This is a genomic window from Kribbella sp. VKM Ac-2569, assembly GCF_004216905.1.
Lineage (GTDB): Bacteria > Actinomycetota > Actinomycetes > Propionibacteriales > Kribbellaceae > Kribbella.
This window is the reverse complement of sequence record NZ_SGXJ01000001.1, coordinates 1,891,571-1,908,601: the sequence shown is the minus strand read 5'-3', so window position 1 is coordinate 1,908,601 and position 17,031 is coordinate 1,891,571. Positions and strand designations below refer to the sequence as shown.

At 67.6% G+C, this 17,031-nt stretch carries 16 protein-coding genes; 8 read left to right on the top strand and 8 right to left on the bottom strand.

Annotated elements, in window-relative coordinates; translation table 11 throughout:
* The 3 genes from EV649_RS08950 to EV649_RS08940 all read left to right on the top strand — a co-directional run bounded on the left by EV649_RS08950 (position 1) and on the right by EV649_RS08940 (position 2,123).
* Positions 1 to 411, top strand: a complete 411-nt coding sequence (locus EV649_RS08950) for a CoA-transferase (RefSeq protein ID WP_130382318.1) — start codon at positions 1 to 3, stop codon at positions 409 to 411.
* A 92-nt stretch (positions 412 to 503) separates the two neighbouring features.
* Positions 504 to 869 (top strand): DUF2255 family protein, encoded by a 366-nt coding sequence (locus EV649_RS08945; RefSeq protein WP_157996210.1) that lies wholly within the window; start codon positions 504 to 506, stop codon positions 867 to 869.
* A gap of 297 nt (positions 870 to 1,166) precedes the next feature.
* A complete protein-coding gene (locus EV649_RS08940) occupies positions 1,167 to 2,123 on the top strand; it encodes a hypothetical protein (RefSeq protein ID WP_130382314.1) in 957 nt (318 codons plus the stop codon).
* A 48-nt stretch (positions 2,124 to 2,171) separates the two neighbouring features.
* Here the strand turns inward: EV649_RS08940 and EV649_RS41080 are convergent, their stop codons facing one another.
* Genes EV649_RS41080 through EV649_RS08920 form a run of 4 tightly spaced genes read right to left on the bottom strand, consistent with a single transcriptional unit; the run spans position 2,172 to position 6,674 of the window.
* Entirely contained in the window at positions 2,172 to 3,506 is a 1,335-nt protein-coding gene (locus tag EV649_RS41080) for a glycoside hydrolase family 32 protein (RefSeq protein ID WP_198682366.1), read from the bottom strand.
* Positions 3,503 to 4,342 carry a carbohydrate ABC transporter permease gene (locus EV649_RS08930; RefSeq protein WP_198682365.1) on the bottom strand — a complete coding sequence of 280 codons (840 nt, stop codon included), beginning with the start codon at positions 4,340 to 4,342 and terminating at the stop codon, positions 3,503 to 3,505. The genes EV649_RS41080 and EV649_RS08930 overlap by 4 nt, the downstream gene beginning before the upstream one ends.
* The gene (locus tag EV649_RS08925; protein ID WP_241997896.1) at positions 4,339 to 5,271 is read right to left on the bottom strand and encodes a sugar ABC transporter permease; all 933 of its coding nucleotides are present in this window, start codon (positions 5,269 to 5,271) and stop codon (positions 4,339 to 4,341) included. Before EV649_RS08925 ends, EV649_RS08930 begins: the two co-directional genes overlap by 4 nt.
* Positions 5,271 to 6,674, bottom strand: a complete 1,404-nt coding sequence (locus EV649_RS08920) for a sugar ABC transporter substrate-binding protein (RefSeq protein ID WP_130382312.1) — start codon at positions 6,672 to 6,674, stop codon at positions 5,271 to 5,273. The genes EV649_RS08925 and EV649_RS08920 overlap by 1 nt, the downstream gene beginning before the upstream one ends.
* A 160-nt stretch (positions 6,675 to 6,834) precedes the next feature.
* Between EV649_RS08920 and EV649_RS08915 the strand changes: the two genes are divergently transcribed.
* The 4 genes from EV649_RS08915 (at position 6,835) to EV649_RS08900 (ending at position 11,525) form a co-directional block, all read left to right on the top strand.
* On the top strand, positions 6,835 to 7,893 hold the full coding sequence (locus EV649_RS08915) for a LacI family DNA-binding transcriptional regulator (RefSeq protein WP_130382310.1): 1,059 nt from the start codon (positions 6,835 to 6,837) through the stop codon (positions 7,891 to 7,893).
* The gene (locus EV649_RS08910; RefSeq protein WP_130382308.1) at positions 7,890 to 9,293 is read left to right on the top strand and encodes a glycoside hydrolase family 32 protein; all 1,404 of its coding nucleotides are present in this window, start codon (positions 7,890 to 7,892) and stop codon (positions 9,291 to 9,293) included. The genes EV649_RS08915 and EV649_RS08910 overlap by 4 nt, the downstream gene beginning before the upstream one ends.
* Positions 9,294 to 9,679: 386 nt before the next feature.
* Positions 9,680 to 10,642: a family 43 glycosylhydrolase gene (locus EV649_RS08905; protein ID WP_130382306.1), complete on the top strand. Its 963-nt coding sequence runs from the start codon at positions 9,680 to 9,682 to the stop codon at positions 10,640 to 10,642.
* 184 nt (positions 10,643 to 10,826) lie between these two features.
* Positions 10,827 to 11,525 carry a hypothetical protein gene (locus tag EV649_RS08900; protein WP_130382304.1) on the top strand — a complete coding sequence of 233 codons (699 nt, stop codon included), beginning with the start codon at positions 10,827 to 10,829 and terminating at the stop codon, positions 11,523 to 11,525.
* Here EV649_RS08900 and EV649_RS08895 read toward each other — a convergent pair whose 3' ends face one another.
* The 4 genes from EV649_RS08895 to EV649_RS08880 form a co-directional block, all read right to left on the bottom strand.
* A complete protein-coding gene (locus EV649_RS08895) occupies positions 11,526 to 12,260 on the bottom strand; it encodes a GAF and ANTAR domain-containing protein (RefSeq protein WP_130382302.1) in 735 nt (244 codons plus the stop codon).
* A 45-nt stretch (positions 12,261 to 12,305) separates the two neighbouring features.
* The gene (locus EV649_RS08890; RefSeq protein ID WP_130382300.1) at positions 12,306 to 13,022 is read right to left on the bottom strand and encodes an ANTAR domain-containing protein; all 717 of its coding nucleotides are present in this window, start codon (positions 13,020 to 13,022) and stop codon (positions 12,306 to 12,308) included.
* A 51-nt stretch (positions 13,023 to 13,073) separates the two neighbouring features.
* On the bottom strand, positions 13,074 to 13,868 hold the full coding sequence (locus EV649_RS08885; RefSeq protein ID WP_130382298.1) for a GAF and ANTAR domain-containing protein: 795 nt from the start codon (positions 13,866 to 13,868) through the stop codon (positions 13,074 to 13,076).
* A gap of 168 nt (positions 13,869 to 14,036) precedes the next feature.
* Positions 14,037 to 15,392, bottom strand: a complete 1,356-nt coding sequence (locus tag EV649_RS08880) for an NAD(P)/FAD-dependent oxidoreductase (protein WP_130382296.1) — start codon at positions 15,390 to 15,392, stop codon at positions 14,037 to 14,039.
* A 148-nt stretch (positions 15,393 to 15,540) separates the two neighbouring features.
* On the opposite strand from EV649_RS08880, the gene EV649_RS08875 reads away from it, so the two are divergent.
* Entirely contained in the window at positions 15,541 to 17,013 is a 1,473-nt protein-coding gene (locus tag EV649_RS08875; RefSeq protein WP_130382294.1) for an MFS transporter, read from the top strand.
* Positions 17,014 to 17,031: the final 18 nt, after the last annotated feature.

The following is a 17,031-nucleotide window of genomic DNA, read 5'->3' as shown; positions in this document are numbered from 1 at the left end:
ATGCCCTGGACGCGTGACGAGATGGCCGCGCGGGCGGCCGCGGAGCTGACCGACGGCCAGTACGTGAACCTCGGCATCGGCCTGCCGACCCTCGTCCCCAACCATCTGCCGCCCGGATCGTCGGTCACGCTGCACGCAGAGAACGGGATTCTCGGCGTCGGCCCGTTCCCGTACGACGACAACGGTGCCCGCCGCGTTATCGTCCTGATGGAACACCGCACCCGTCAGGGCGCCCCCAAACTCCTCTCCACCTGCACCCTTCCGCTGACCGGCCGCGGGGTGGTCCAACGAGTCATCACCGACCTGGCCGTCCTGGACATCACCGACGGCACGTTCACGCTGGTAGAACTCGCGCCCGACGTAACCCGCACAGAAGTCCAAGCCTCCACCGCCGCCACCGTCACCTGGTGAGGGGGTACTGACAGGGTCTGGTCTGGTACCTGCGCGACAACGACGTAGCGTGAAAGGCATGCAGGCCACCCCGGACCGTGGAGGCGGAGAACGTGAATAGCTGGACTGCTGAAGAGCTGCACACCCTGGACCGGCTCCAGGAGATCCGCATCGCCGGGCGCCGCCGGGACGGGTCGCTGCGGACGCTGACGATCGTGTGGCAGGTCGTCGTCGACGGGAAGCTGTACGTGCGGTCGGTGCGCGGTGCCGAGGGCGCCTGGTACAAGGGCGTCGCTCGGCACCACGAAGGCGCGATCTCGTGGAACTCGACGACCCGCGAGGTCACGTACGTCCCGGACCACACGGCCGACGACCGGATCGACGCGGCCTACTTCGACAAGTACGGCAACGGAGGGCCGACCCGCGCGATCACCAACTCCACCGCGAAGGCCACCACACTCCGCGTCGAGCCACGGTAGCCCCGTTCCGCCTTGCAACAAGCTGCAAGACCGTCGTCGCGGTCGAGCGCGACACCAGACCGGCTACCAGTACGCCATGAGCAAGGCCAACGGGACCGCGACCGCCGCGCCGGTTCTCCGGCGCGGCATCAGTCATTTCACCAGGCGAGCCAGATTCGGGCCTGACCGATAACACCAGCTCGGTCGCTGTCAAGCCCCGCGGCTGCAGCTTGCTGCAACTTTGTCGTTAAACGTCCGTGGACCCGGCTATAGTCGGCGCCATCTCGAACTTCGAGACATTCTTGGAGGGGGACTCCTATGAAACTGCAGCGCTTCGCGCTCGCGTTGGCGGGGGCCGGCCTGCTCGTCGCCGCCGCCGTTTCGGCCCCGGCAGCCGCCACCGGCCAAGCCGACCCGATGCCGTACTTCCCGGAACAGACCGCCCAGCCGCTGTCCGCGAAGGCCGCGGCTGCCGAGCCGTGCCTCAGCGCGGTCGGTGTGCCGACCGTGGCGGGCACCATGCAGGAGATCGCCGCGACGCCGGCGACGCCGCCGCGGTCCGTCACCTACCAGTCGTTCCCGTTCGTCAGCACCCGCGCGGACGCGACCTGGTACTTCGCGACCAACGCCTCGCAGACCCAGTACTTCTACTACGGCCTGCTGCTGCAGGCGGGCAACCTGTACCGGCACACGACGTACATTCCGGCTGACGAGACGAAGCCGCCGGTGCCGACCTTCAAGAAGGTCGGATCGGGCTGGACGAGCTTCAAGTCGATCGCCACGTCGAACTACAGCGTCGCCCAGCCGCGGCACGCGTACCTGTACGGCCTGAACACCAACGGCAGCCTGTACCGGTACCAGATCGTCGGCACCGGCTTCCGGGCGCTCGGCCCGCTCCCGGGCTTCCGCGGCTTCAGGGCGATGACGGTGATCAGCGAGACCGCGACGTACGACACGTTGCTGATGACAACGAACGCCGGGGCGCTCTACACCGTGCACATCCCGATCGCCGCCGGCGCCAAGCCGGTCCTGAAGCTGATCCGCACCGGCGGCTGGGCACCGTACGAGTCCCTGGTCGCCCAGAGCTGCGGCACCCGCGGCGGCACGCTGCTCGTCGCCGTCGACCACAACACCCAGTCCGCTTACCAGTTCGCCATGAGCCACGCGAACGGCCGAGCAACCGCAGTCACGTCGTACGGCAAGATTCCCGGCGTCTTCAACGGCGTCACCCACGTCTCCCTCACCACCCACTACGACCAACTGTTCGGCGAGTAGTTACGTCGAACTGGCCGAGGCACCGAGGCCTCGGCCAGTTCTCGTTGGTCAGCGGGCGAGCGGCCAGTGGCGGGCGTTGGTTGGGGCTTCTACTGTCCACGTGGGTGGGGTAGTGGGGTAGACGCGGGTGCTGAGGACGCGGCCTGCGCTGGTGAAGACTTCGAGGGTTGAGCCGTCGAGGATGATTCGGGCGGCTGGGCGATGGGAGGAGGGGTCGAAGGCGTCCGTGGCCTGCATGCGGCCGCCGTGGGCGTGGTGGTTGAGGCTGGCTTGGGTGCGGTCGATTGTCAGGGTGTCGGCGTCCAGTTCGATCACGAGGCGTTCCTGCTCGCTGAAGTGGATGACGACCTGCCCGGAACCTTCCGGTACGACGATCTCGCACTGGGCACCCGTCGACGCGCCGTCGGCGGGTGAGCCGTCTCCGACGCGGAGGGTGTCGACCGTCGGCACCGGTGCGCAGCGGAGCGACGAATCCGGCCCGAGCCAGACGACCCGTGGCAGCGAGATGACTCCCGCCCAGTGGTCGGTCCAGCCGGGACGGTCCCGTCCCTCGGTCAGCCACCCGAACAGCAGCGGCCCGAACCGGCTGTCCCGCAAGGCCGATGGCGCGTAGAAGTTAGTCCCGTGATCGACGCGCCGCGGAACCACCGGTACGTCGACATCGAACGACAGCACCTCGTCGGGACCACCTTCCGGTGACCACGACGCGACTACCGCGATCCGGCGGCCGTCGATCGTGAGCATCTGCGGGCATTCCCATGCGGCGCCGGTGTCGTGGCCGTCCACGACGCCGCGGGGCAGTTCGGCGAGCGGACCGGCGTACGTCCAGTTCTCGAGGTCGGTCGAGCGGTACGACGGGATACTCGCCCCGCGGTCGACGTACCCAGCGCCGACGACCATCCACCAACTGCCGTTCTCCTGCCAGACAAAGGGATCGCGGAACATGATCGCGTCGTCGGACGGGTCAGGAACCACCTGGTACGGCGGCCCGAACGACCGCCCGCCGTCGTCGGACACGGCGGTGAGCACCGACTGGTACGGGCGTCCCTCGATGCGGCCCGAATAGAACGCGCGGACCCGTCCGTCGTCCAGGACCGTGTTGCCGGACCAGCAGCCGTCGGTGTCCGGCCCGCCCGGCCGCGGTGCCATCGCGGGCCGGTGCACCGTCCAGCGCACGTAGTCGGGCGACGTCGCGTGCCCCCACTCGACCGGTACGTGGTGGTCGAGCGTGGGCCGCGACTGGAAGTACAGGTGTACGTCGTCGCCCACTTCGATCGGCCCGTTCGGGTCGTTGAGGTATCCGCGCGGCGGCCGGATGTGGAACGCGGGGCGGAGGTGCGCCACCGCTTCGGCCGATCGAGCTGCGGACTGGGTCTGGGTCACCGTGATGCTCCTGCCGTGATGCCTGCGATGAAGTACCTCTGGGCGAAGATGAAGAGCAGCACGCTCGGCAGGATCGCCAGTACGACGCCGGCCAGCACGACCGAGATCGAACCCGTGCCGAGGTTCCCCTGCAGACCGACCAGCCCGAGGGGAAGGGTGAAGTTGTCCTGCGACTGCAGGAAGATCAGCGGCCGGTAGAACTCCGCCCAGAAGCCGGAGAAGTTCAGGATCGCGAGGGTGGCGATCGCCGGACCGGCCATCTTGGCGTAGATCATCAGGAACGTCTGGAAGTGACCGGCGCCGTCGATCCTTGCCGCCTCGCCCAGTTCGCGAGGCATCTGCATGAAGTACTGCCGCATCAGGAAGGTGCCGAACGCGCTGCCGAGTGCGGAGACCACCAGTGACAACGGGCTGTCGGCGAGTCCGAGGTACCGGATGATCACGAACACCGGGATGATGATCGTCTGCAGCGGCACCATCATGGTGGCCAGGAAGATCCCGAAGATCACCGAGCGCCCCGGGAAGCTGATCATCGCGAACGCGTACCCGGACAGCGTGCAGGTGATGGTCTGGCCGACCACGATCAGCCCGGTGACGATCACGCTGTTGAAGAAGAACCGGCCGATCGGGATCCGGTCGAAGACCGCGGCGTAGTTGGAGAAGTCCGGGTGCGACGGGATCCACTGCGGCGGGTTGCTGAACGCCTCGGCCGGTGTCCGCAGCGACGTGGTGACGGTCCACAACAACGGGCCGAGGGCAATCATCGCAGCGATCACCAAGATGGCGATCCCGCTGATCCGGCCGATCCGGGCAAGCATTCCGGTCGATTCTGTCATTGGTAGAACACCAGCTTTCGTGCCGCGAGGAACTGCAGCCCGGTGATGACCAGGATCGCCACCAGCAGCACGATCGCGATCGCCGAGCCGTACCCGAACTGCAGGTTCTGGAAGCCTTTCTGGTACATCTGGATCGTCACCGTCGTGGTCGCAGACCCCGGGCCGCCCTTGGTCATGATGTACGGCTGGTCGAACAGCTGCATCGCGTTGATCAGGGCAACGACCGCGGCGAAGAGGATCGTTGGGCTGATCAACGGGATCTTGATCCGGAACAGCGTCCGGAACGCCCCGGCGCCGTCGATCTGCGCGGCCTCCAGTACGTCGGTGGGGACCGACATCAGCGACGCGACGAACAGGACGAACGTGAACCCGATCTGCTGCCACACCGCGATCAGCACGATCGTCGCGGCCGCCCCGAAACCACTCGTCAGCCACGGCACGTTCGAGATCCCGAGCAGGCTGAGGTAGTAGTTCACGACCCCGAACTTGTAGTCGAACAGGTAGCCCATGAAGATCGACACGGCCGCCGTCGACGCGAGCAGCGGCAGGTAGAACGCCGTACGGAACAACGTCCGTACCCAGACCAGCTTGCGCTGGTTGACCAGGACGGCGAGCCCGAGCCCGATGGTCAGCTGCAGTACGACGATCGCGAGCGCCATCCCCAGCGTCACGCCGAACGACTTGAGCACTGGCCCGTCGGTGAACAGCCGCCGGTAGTTCTCCAGCCCGACGTACTCCGGTGTCGAGATGACGTCCCAGGAGAAGAACGACAATCCCAGCGACGCGACGATCGGGATCGCGGTGAAGATCGCGACGAACAGCACCGACAGCCCGATCATCGCGAACCCGAACCGCGCCTCTCCGTGCGAGGACGGATGACCGCGCCGCTTCACGACGGCTTCGCGCACCTCCGCGGTGACGGCAGACATCAGCTCGCTCCTGCCGCCTTCTCGAGGTCGGACTGCAGTCCGTCCAGGGCCGCCTTCGCGTTACCGGACGAGATCGCCTGGGTGGTGCGCTGGTTCAGCGCGGTCGCGAGCGCGTTGTAGTACGGCGGGGCCGGGATCGGGGCCGTGTCCGGGTGCTTGGTCAGCGTGTCGTAGAAGACCGACCAGTGCTTCGGACCAGTCTTGGCGTACCGCGCGGCCGTCACCAGGGACTTGCGGCCGGGGGTGGTCACGTTGCCCGGGAAGACCAGGTCGAAGGTCTCCGGCTTCACCAGCAGCTTCAGGACCTCCCAGGCCAGGTCCTTCTTCTTCGACGACTTGAAGATCGCGTACCCGCCGGCGCCGAACAGGTGCCGCTGACTCTTCCACTTCGGGAACATCGTGACGTCGAAGCTGCCGTTCTTCATCCCGGCGTTGGTGAGGCCGCCGGCCCAGAACCCGCCGCCGATCGACATCCCGATCCGGTTCGACGCGAACAGACCCTGCAGCGTGCCGCCACCGCCGACATCGGGCGACGGTGACAGGCCCTTCTTGGTCAGCTCGATCATGTAGTTCAGCGCCTCGACGGTCGCGTCGGAGTTCGCGGTCGGTGCGCCCCACTTCCAGCCACCCTTGCGGCCCGCGGCGGCAGCGTCACCGGCGTACGCCTTGTTCCACAGCCAGTCGCCGCCGTCGTACTTGCTCTCCTCGAGCAGGTTGGCGTTGTTCGCGTACATGAACGACGTCCAGCTGCCCCACAGCCGGACCACCCAGCCGAAGGCGTTGATGCCCTTGAACTTGGCGATCTTGGTGGCCGCGGTCTCGAAGTCGTCGAGGGTCCAGTCCGCGCTCGGCGGTACGACGCCGGCGCGCTGGAAGAGCTCCGTGCTGTAGAACATGTTCCCGGCGTTGAAGCTGTCCGGGAGCTCCCACAGGTGGCCCTGGTACATCATCGACTCGACCAGGGCCGGGTGGATGTCGGCGAAGTACTCCTTCAGCGCGCCCAGGTCCTTGGTGACGTAGTCGTCGAGCGGGACCGCCAGTTCCTTCGACGCCATCAGCTGCAGGCCCTCGGTGGCGACGCTGATGATGTCCGGCGGGGTCCCGGCGGCGATCTGGGTCAGCACCTTGGCCAGGAAGTCGTTCCAGTCGGTGCCGTTGATGGCGGAGATCTCGAACTTGATGGTCGCGTCGAGCTTGGCGATCTGCGGCTGCAACCGGTTCTGCAGCTGGGTCGCCTGCGCCTGCTCACCGAAGTACAGCATCTTCAGCGACTTCGACGAGCCGCCGCCGTCCTTGCTGCAGGCGGCCAGGTCGGCCAGCGCGGCCAGCCCGAGCCCACCGGCTCCGGCCTTCAGCAGCGTACGGCGGGCGAGGGAGTTTCCGGGCGGATGAATACCTGTCATGAGGGTTCCTCCTTGACCGATCGGGCGGCCCGGCGCGCCGCCCAATACGTATTGACCCGGGACGGTAGCAGCGGTGTACGGTGGTGCGCAATACGTATTGGGTCGAGCTGTGATAGTAAATTGGCTGCGGCTCGGAGGCCGCGGACCGTTAAGGGGAACCATGGCGAAGCAGGCGGACGGCCGGCCGAAACGCGTCACGATGACCGACGTCGCCCGGCGCGCGGGGGTGTCCCAGCCGACCGTCTCGTTCGTGCTCAACGACCGCCGCGACGTCGCGGTCGCCGAGGAGACCAGGCGGCGTGTGCTCCAAGCCGCGGCCGAGCTCGACTTCGTCCCGAACCGGGCGGCCCAGCTGCTGCGGTCGAACAAGTCGTTCACCGTCGGCGTCGTGACCAGTGGGATCGTCTCCCAGCCGTACGCCGGCCTGATCGTGCTCGGCCTGCAACAGGTCGTCCAGCCGGCGGGCTACGTGTGCATGGTCGTCGACACGACCGACGATCCGGGCCAGGGCGACGACGCGGTGGCGAGCCTGGTCGGCCAAGGCGTCGCCGCGATCGTGTACGCATCGCTCTCGCCCAAGCCGCTGCACCGCAGCCCGCGCCTCGACGGGATCCGGACGATCTTCGTCAACTGCTGGCCCGAGGAGGGCCACGCCGACACGGTCCTGCTGGCCGATGAGTACGCCGGTGGGCGTGCGGCGGCGGCGTCCGTGTTCGAACGCGGGCATCGCGAGGTCGCGTTCCTCGGCGGCATGCGGAACGACTACGCCTGCAAGGAACGTCGGCGCGGATTCGACGACGCCGCCCGGGCGGCCGGTCTGCGACCGGCCGATCTCGTACATCGGTACGGCACCTACCAGATCGGGAACGGGTACGACCTGGCGACCGAGGTGATCACCGAGCACGCCCCGACGGCTCTGGTCTGCGGGAACGACCGGATGGCGATCGGCGCGCTGCTCGCCCTGCACGCGCTCGGGCTGGAGTGCCCGCGGGACGTCAGCATCGTCGGCTTCGACAATCAGCCCGATGTCGCGGACCAGGTCCGGCCGGGTCTCACGACCGCCGAGCTGCCGCACCTGATGCTGGGCCGACGGGCCGGCGAGCTCCTGGTGGCCGGCCCGGACGATGCGCCCGAGCGGGTGATCATCGACTGCCCGCTGATCGAGCGGGACTCGGTCGGTGATCCGCCACGCCGGCGACCACGAGTTACTGCGAAATGATCCATTGGCGCCCGTCGTCGGGCTTCGTCGGTGATGTGATTCCGTTCAGTCATGCCGGCCGGATCTGGCTGTTCTACCTGCTGGACGAGCGTCCCGAGGACCCGACCGCCGGTGCGAGTGGGATGCCGTGGGCGTTGGTGTCCACCACGGACTTCGTGCAGTACACGGACCACGGCGTCGTACTGCCGGCGGGGGATCGGGATGCGGTCGATTTCGACTGCTACACGGGCAGTGTGATTGCCGATGGTTCTCAGCTGCATCTCTTCTACACCGGGCACAATCCGCGGCGCGGGGACGCGGACGGTGACTTCCAGGTGGTGTGCCACGCGGTCAGCGACGGCGATCCGACGCGTTGGACCAAGCTCGCCTCGGAATCTTTTGGTGCACCGCCGGGGTACGTGCCCCAGGACTGGCGGGATCCGTTCGTCTACCGGACCGCAGCCGATCAGCCGTGGCAGATGGTTTTGGCGGCGCGGTACGTCGATGGGCCGGATCGTCGGTGTGGCGTCGTCGCGCGATTGACGTCGACCGACCTGGCGCGGTGGACGATTGTGGAGCCGTTGTGGGAGCCGCACCGGTTCATCACGCAGGAGTGCCCGGACGTGTTCCAGTGGGGCGATTGGTGGTACTTGGTGTACTCCGAGTTCACCGACGCGTTCCAGACGCGTTATCGGATCGCGCGTGGGCCGGACGGTCCGTGGCTCGCGCCGGGGCGTGACACCGTCGACGGGCGGGCGTTCTATGCGGCGAAGTCGGTCGAGCACGAGGGGCGTCGGTTCATCATCGGTTGGATCCCCACAAAACAAGGGGATTCCGATGCCGGCCGGTGGCAGTGGGCCGGCGATCTCGCCGTACTCGAAGCACATCAGGAGGACGACGGGACGTTGGCGTTCGGTCTCCCCGCGGAGGTTGTGGCGGCGTACTCCGATGTACAGCAGGTAAAGCTCGACGTCGAGCCGGCCCTTGATCGGTACGCCGCGTGGGTCGGGGAGGTCGCGCCGGACCGGTGCCTGATCACGCTGACCGTTGACGTTGCGGCCGGCACGCAGGCGTTCGGGCTGTTGTTGCACGCAAGCCCGGACGGCGAGCACGCCACCGTCGTACGACTCGAACCGCAGCGCAACCGCATCGTCCTAGACCGCTGGCCCCGCGGCCGCACCGGCTCAGCCCAATGGCAGGTCGACGGCGACATCCCACACCTCGTAGAACTAGAACGCCACTGCCCACTCCCACCCGGCCGCCACACCGTGCAGGTCCTCCTGGACGGCACCACCGGCCAGATCGTCGTCAACAACCAAGTAGCCCTAACCTTCCGCCGCTACGACCTAGGCCCAGGCCACCTCGGCCTCTTCACCACCGACGGCGCCGTAGACCTCGTAGAACTCACGATCTCAAGCTAGCGCCTTCGTCGAGCCGGTCTCCTGCCTTCGCACACTGGCCCTACCAGGGCCGGTCAATCTGGGTGGTTGAAGTGGCGGCGCGTGCATTCTCGACAGGAGGTGTCGGGTGGTTGGGTAGTGCACCTGAGCGTGATTGTGGTTGTGCGTACGGTGTCTCGCTGGTGCTCTACCTGTCGACCGTGCACACCCTCGGCCGACGAGCGGGGGAAACAAAGTTGCATATAGCGAAGATTTCTTTCCCGCCGCGACAGGTCACGCCGCCTTCGCGCGAGGAGCCGCCGGATCGATCGGCCCAACGTACCCGCACATGTGTCACGAGAGCTGGTGGCCTGGTGGGCGGGTTAGATTGCGAGAGCCTCGTCCGCCCAGGGTTTGTGGAGGTTCTCATGCGTCGTGTTGTGCTGGCTGTTGTGATGGCTCTCGTGGGGCTGGTTGTTGTGCAGCCGGGGAGTGCGGAGGCTGCTGCGGGGCCTAGCAGTGTTCGGCGGGTTGGGACTGAGGACTTCGCCGATCCCGGGTTCGCGCATCTCGGTTCGAAGTACTACCTGTTCCGGACCGGCGCGGGATACGGCACGCGCTGGACGACGAGCGGTGGGTGGTCGGCGATTCACAAGTCGATGGCGGCGATCCCGGCCTGGGTCGACCACAGCAAGCCGCTGCTGTGGGCGCCCGAGGTTTTCCAGAGCTCCGACAGCCGCGGCGCGTTGTACGTCATGTACTTCACCGGCGAGTCCGCGTCACGGCACGTGCACTGCATCGGTGTCGCGACCTCCCGTCATCCGGCGGGGAACTACACCCCGGGCTCCAAGCCGGTCGTCTGCTCGCCGTGGGTTTCGCGCGGGTACGAGGCGATCGACCCGGCGGCGTACCGGGCCAAGGACGGAAAGCGGTACCTGATCTACAAGAGCGACTACCGCAACGCGTACGGCTTCCAGATCCGCGCGGTCCAGATGGACACGCAGACCGGGACACGCGTGGTCGGCAAGAGCATCGCCAAGATCGTCAGCTCGACCAGGATCGAGGGCCCGTCGGTGATCGCGCACGGCGGCAAGGTGTGGCTGTTCGCTTCCCGGGGCGACTACATCAACTGCTCCTACAACACCGACGTGTGGTCCGCGAGCACCTTCTGGGGCGGTCGCTTCACCCGCGTCAAGACCCTGATGACCACCAAGTCGACCCGGCTCTGCGGACCGGGCGGCGCGACCGTCATCAACGTCGGCAAGACCACCCGGATCGCCTTCCACGCGTACGTCGACGCGAACCACAACGGCGTGAAGGACTCCAGCAAGCGCCAGACGTACACCGGTGTCCTCAAGTGGGACGGCAGCGGCCGGCCGTACCTGGCCTGACCTGGGCCGCGTCCACCGCGTCGCCTTCTTCGCCGAATCGGTCGACCTCACCTGGGGACGAACCTTCGAGCTCATTCCCATCGCCCCGGACGGCAACCGCGGGCTGCCGACCCTCACGCACGTGTAGAGATTGGAGGACGCCGCCTGCGGGGCGTCCCCCGACTCATATGCCAGGGTGACTCGCATGGATGATGAACGGACGCGGCAGACCCGTCCGGCTGAGCCCCGGTTGCCGGCTGCTGTCGGGGTGATGGCGGCGATCGGGTTGTACGCCGTCCTGCCCGGCGCTCTGCAGATCGGGCCACGGTTCGTGATCCCGGCGCTGGAACTGTTGTTGTTCGTTCCCTTGGTCCTGGCCAACCCACGCCGGATGAGCAAGGAGAATCGCTTCCTGCGACGGCTGTCGATCGGACTCGTGCTGCTGATCGCGTTGTCGAACACGACTGCCCTCGTGCTACTGATCCGGTCGCTGGTAGCCGGAGAGGCGACGGCGGGTGGTCAGTTGCTGGCAGCCGCCGGCCAGGTGTGGCTGACGAACGTTCTCGTGTTCGCGCTCGCGTACTGGGAGCTTGATCGGGGCGGTCCGGTCACGCGCTTCCGGGTCGATCGGCCGGGATTGCCCGCTGCCGACTTCCGATTTCCGCAGGACGAGGACCACGACGCGATCAGTGAGGTGGCGCAGCGGTCCTCGGCCAGGTCCGGCTGGGCGCCGGGATTCATAGACTACCTGTTCGTGTCCGTCACCAACTCCTCGGCTTTCAGCCCCACCGACACCATGCCGCTGACCGTTCGGGCCAAGCTCCTGATGGCGGTCGAATCGGTCTCGGCGCTGATGCTCTCGGTCCTGGTCGTCTCCTTCGCCGTCGGACTCCTCGGTCGGTGACTACCTGCTCTGCTGGTTGGAGGGCGACGTCGTCAAGTCCAGCGAACCGTCGATCACGGCGGCGGCGACCTCGCTGAGGTGGCGCCCGTTGCGGCGCGCGTAGGTGCGCAGTACGGCGAAGGCCGCGTCCACGCCGAGACCGGCTCGCTCGGCCAGTACTCCTTTGGCCTGTTCGATCAGGACGCGGCTGTTCAGCGCACCCTGGAGTTGTTCGGCGACGATCTCGCCGTGGCGAACGGTGCGTTCCTGCAGCAGACCGATGGTGGCGACGTCCGCCAGCGCCTGACCGACCGCGATGTCGTCGTCGCTGAGACTGGAACGGTCCCGGCAGAACAGGTTCATGGCTCCGATGACCTGACCGCGCAGCCGCAGCGGCAGGGCATGCACGGAACGGTAGCCGGCCGCGGTGGTCGCCGCCTGGAACCGCGGCCACCGGGCCTGGACCTCGGCCAGGTCGATATTCACCACCGGCTGTCCGGCGGTGAAGCATTCCAGGCAGGGTCCTTCGGAGTTCTGCAGCTCGAAGAGCTCCAGCAGTCGGGCCTCGTCGGTAGTGGAGGCCAGCACGTGCAACTGTCCTTGTGGATCAACCAGAATCAGACCGGCTGCGTCAGCCTGCAGGAGTTCGACGCTGCGTTCGGTGAGCGTGTGCAGGAAGTCGATGACGTCGAAACCTGCGACAAGGGTGTCCGCGAGCTCGACGAACACGCTGGCCAGTCGCCGCTCCCTGCTCATGGCGCTCTCCTTCCGACGTGATGATGTTCCCGGGACCCGTGGTGTCTATTCATGATGATCGTCTTCGGGCGTGAAGCGCAGCCGCCTGTCGACTACCTCCTTGGCCACCTCGATCAGAGAACGTTCACTGCTGAAGGCGTGGGCGCGTAGCCGCAGCAGCGCGTCGGTCATGCCGACGCCGGCCTGCACCGAGATCATCCCGGTCGCCTGATGAATCTCGCGGCGGCTCTCGACGGCCTCGGCCAACTGCGGATGCAGCGGCTCGCCCGGTGTGGCCTTGTCCTGCAAGGACAGCAAGATCGTGGTGGCAGCCTCCGCGAACGCCAGTGCCTCGGCCAACTGGGGCCGGTCCAGCGAACCGGCCGTGTCGCGATACAGGCCGAGCACGCCGAGCCGAATCGCACCGACCTGCAGTGGGAAGGCGAACACGGCAGCCAGACCCGCGTCGAGAGCGGCAGCAGTGAATCCCGGCCACCGCGCCGGTCCCGTCGCGGCCAGGTCGGACTGCAACACCGGCTGCCCGTCGTTCGACGCGTCCAGGCACGGGCCCTCGCCGAGGGTGGCCTGGAGGTCTTCCATCATCGAAGCCGGCCCGTCTGTGGCCGTGATGGTGCCGCCGTGACCTGCGGAGGTCATCAATGCCAACCCCACACCGCTGACCGACAACGCCACCGCACAGGTGCGGCACAGCTTCTCCGGGAGCCCGTCTCCCGCCTCGGCCATGACCTCGGCCAGGATCTGCCGAACTCGTGACGATGACACTTGACCACACCGCCTCCCATTCCGTCTCGCCCACCAGGGCCAACCCGCCGATCAGCCGATTGCCGGTGATCGGTCGGCGGCGGCCACCGGTGATCTGGTGGAGAGCCGCCGGGTGCTGATCAACTCGGCCGCCACGATGCGGAGCTTGATGTTGTTGTCCTGCGAGTAGCGACCGAGCACTGCGAACGCCTGATCGGCGTCGATGGTGAAGCGTTCCATCAAGACGCCCTGAGCCTGGCCGATCAGCGTGGCGGTCTCGATCGCCTGCCTCAAAGTCGACGCGTCCAGGACGGTGGCGATAGCGACGGCGGCGTGCCGGGCCAGCAACCGCGCGGTCGTCTCGTCGATGGCCGTGAACCGGCCAGGGTGGATCGCATAGAGGCTCAGCGCGCCCAGGTTCGACCGGGCAGTGCACAGCCGTACTGTGAGCACGCTGCGAAGACCGAGCTCGGCCACGCGTGGGCTCCACCGCGGCCACCGCGGGTCGACGATGGTGTCGCTGACCAGAACGCTTGGTTGCTCCCGGCTCACGGGCACACAAGGCCCCTCGCCGTACTCCAGTTGGAGCTGGTCGGCCTGCTCCACTCGCCGATCCGTGGCGCCGCCTGTCTTCAGACCCTTCCGTCGGTCGACAAGGACGACTCCGGCGCAGTCGCACGTGGTGGTGCGCCGCGCGTACGCCAGCACCAGGCCCACGGCTTCCTCGATGCCGGCGACGTCGTACAACTCCACCGCCAATTGGGCCAGACCACCGGCCAGCAATACGTCTGTTCCGGCGCCGCCGGAATCATCGCGGAAGCCGCCGGGTGCTGGTGGCCGGGAGATTTCAGTGCGGATGACAGACATCGACCCGACTCCGTCCAAACACGCCATTGGAGCACCGCCGGGTCTGGGGCAGCCGGACACGCCGTTCGAGTCGGCGTTCCTGACACTCCGAACTATACGGCCGATTCGCACCCACCGTGCCGCTGAAGTCCCAAGTGATGTCAACGATCGCGAAGAGAACCCGGGTACTCAGCGGGTGGCGATCTGGGCTTCGAGGTCGCGGAGGGCGTGCAGGAAGGCTTCTGAGAAGGTCGGGAACGGCTGGATGACGTCGAGGAGGACGGGGAGCGGGACCTTCGCGCGGATGGCGAGGGTCGCTTGTTGCAGCCATTCGCCGGCTTCCGGGCCGACGGCGTACGCGCCGGTGATCACGGTTCCGTCGGAGACGAGCGTAAGGAAGCCCGGTTGGGTGTCGTACGAGCGCAGGTACGTCGACGTCCGCGGCACCCCGGACAGCTGGATCGTCGCCACGAACGCTCCGTTCGCGGCGCCGACGGACGCGGCCTGCGGATAGGTGTACACGACCCGCGGCACCGCTTCGTAGTCCGCCGCACGGGGGACGCCGAGGATGTTGCTCGCGGCAACGCGTCCTTGGTACTCGCCGACGTGCGTCAGTTGCCAGAGTCCTGTGACGTCGCCGATCGCCCAGATGCCGGGAGCTGCCTGGAGTGTGTCGTCGACCGGGATGCCTCGTGGGTCGGGATCGATGCCGACGGTGTCCAGCCCGATGCCCTCGACGCGCGGCCGGCGACCGGTCGCGACCAGGATCCGATCACCCGTCAGCTGGGTTCCGTCACTGAGGTCGACGACGTACGTCGATCCGGCGAGCGCGGCCCGCTCCACGCCGGTGCCGACCCGGACGTCGACGTTGTCCGCGGCGAGCGCGGTCGCGATCGCCTCGCCGACCGCCCGCGGCTCGCGGGGCAGCAGGTGCTCGCCGCGCTCGAGGAGCGTCACGGCCGTGCCCATCCGGGCCAGCGCCTGACTCATCTCGACGCCGGTCGCGCCGCCGCCGAGGACGAGGAGCCGGTCCGGTACGTCGACCATCCCGGTGACGTCGCGGTTCGTCCACACGCCGGGCAGATCCGAGAGCCCGGGTACCGGCGGAATCATCGGATCGGCGCCGGTCGCGACCACGATCGCGTCGGCAGTGAAGGTCCGGTCGTCCACCGCGATCGTGTGCGGGCCGGCGAGCCGGCCGTAACCGCGTAGTACCTCGATTCCGGCGCCCTTGGCCCACGAGACCTGACCGGAGTCGTCGTAGCCCGAGACCATGAAGTCACGCCACGCCAGAGCCGCGGCTACGTCGAGGGAACCGGTGACGGCCTCCCTGGCGCCGGGCGTGTCGAGGGCCTCGGCGAGCGCCTCGCCCGGGCGCAGCAGGGTCTTCGACGGGATGCAGGCCCAGTACGAGCACTCGCCACCGAGCAACTCCCGCTCGACGACGGCGACGCGCGCACCGCCCTTGGCCAACGTCGCGGCGCAGTGTTCTCCAGGGGCACCGGCCCCGAGCACGATCACGTCGTACTCGTGCTTCCTGTCCATCGCGGACTCCTTTCGCTCGGGTTCAGGTTCACCCGCCCCACGCGCCCGTCGGGCCAGTGAATGTCCCTGGTCCCCGGCAACCAGGGACAGTCCCGGGGGTCATCCCGCCTCGCAAAGGCAGATCGTGGACGTGAAAGGGAGGAGTGAGATGACAACGAGGGACGAGCGTGCGGCGTACTCAGGGGTTGCGGTGCGTGGGCGGGCGGGGGCACTGCTGATCGCGGCGACGGTGCTCGCCTCGATGGTCGGGTTCATCGATGCCTACATGGTCAACGTTGCGATCCCGGCGATCGGTCGCGACCTCGGGACCGGCGTGAGTGGGCTGCAGTGGGTGCTGACGGGGTATTTAGTGACCGTCGCCGCGCTGCTCCTGCTCGCCGGCGCGCTCGCCGATCACTTCGGCTGGCGCCGGATCCTGATCGCCGGTCTCGTCGTGATGCTGATCGGGTCGCTGTGCTGCGCGGCTGCCCCGAACACCGCGGCGCTGATCGCGGCTCGGGTCGTACAAGGAGCCGGCGGAGCGATGGTCGTGCCGAGCAGCCTGGCCTTGCTCAACGGCACCTTGCGACCGGCGGACCGCGCCAAGGGGATCGGCATCTGGGCGGGTCTGTCGACCCTCGGTACGACGCTCGGTCCGTACGGCGGCGGCTGGCTGATCGACCACGGCTCCTGGCGGTACGTGTTCCTGCTGAATGCTCCGCTGATCGCGGCAGCGTTGTGGGTACTTCACGGCGTACCGGAAGTCAGCCGCGCACGCCGGGAACTCTCGGTCGACGTGATGGGAGCCCTGCTGACCATCCTCGGCCTGGGCGGAGTGATTTACGCGCTGACAGCAGGTCCAGCCGCCGGATGGGGCAGCGCCAAGGTGCTCGTGCCAGCTGTTGTCGGGGTGGTCTGCCTCGTCGTACTGATTCCGGTGGAGCGACGGCGACCGGCGTCCATGGTCCGTACGGCGCTCTTCCGGATCAAGCAGTTCGTCGCGATCAATGCCGCGACAATCCTCTTCTACGGAGCCCTGTCCGCGGCGAGCTATCTGGTCGTCCTGCAGTGCCAACTTCAGCTGGGGTACAGCGCTACCGAGGCAGGTGCGGCGCTGATCCCGGAGTCAGCCGTCTTCCTGCTCGTCTCGCCGTTCGTTGGTGGCCTCGTGGTCCGCGTGGGCGTGCGCGGGCCGATGGCTGTCGGCATCCTGATCGTGGCCGGTGGATTCGCGTGGTTGTCGTCGGCGAGCCCAGGCGAGAGCTACCTGCGCGCGATTCTGCCGGGCGCACTGTTGTGGGGACTCGGCATCGGTCTGACCGTCGCACCGCTCACGGCCGGCGTACTGGCTGCTGTCGACGACGCGGATCTGGGCGAGGCATCGGCGATCAACGACGCCGCGTCCCGCGTCGGCGGCGTGGTCCTGATCGCGCTCGTCCCCGCCCTGCTCGGCGTCGGCGGCTCGGACGACCTCGTCCAGCCACTCGCGCACCGGTACCAGACGGCGATGCTCGTGATGGCGGGCCTGAGCGTCGTCGCCGCGCTGATCACCTTCCTGTACGTCGCACGTGGCCGCCCACCCGCCACCCAACTGCCGGCGACGCCGCGCGTTCACGGCTGCGCGGTACCGGTGTCCAACTGACCGGATGAACTGGAGAAC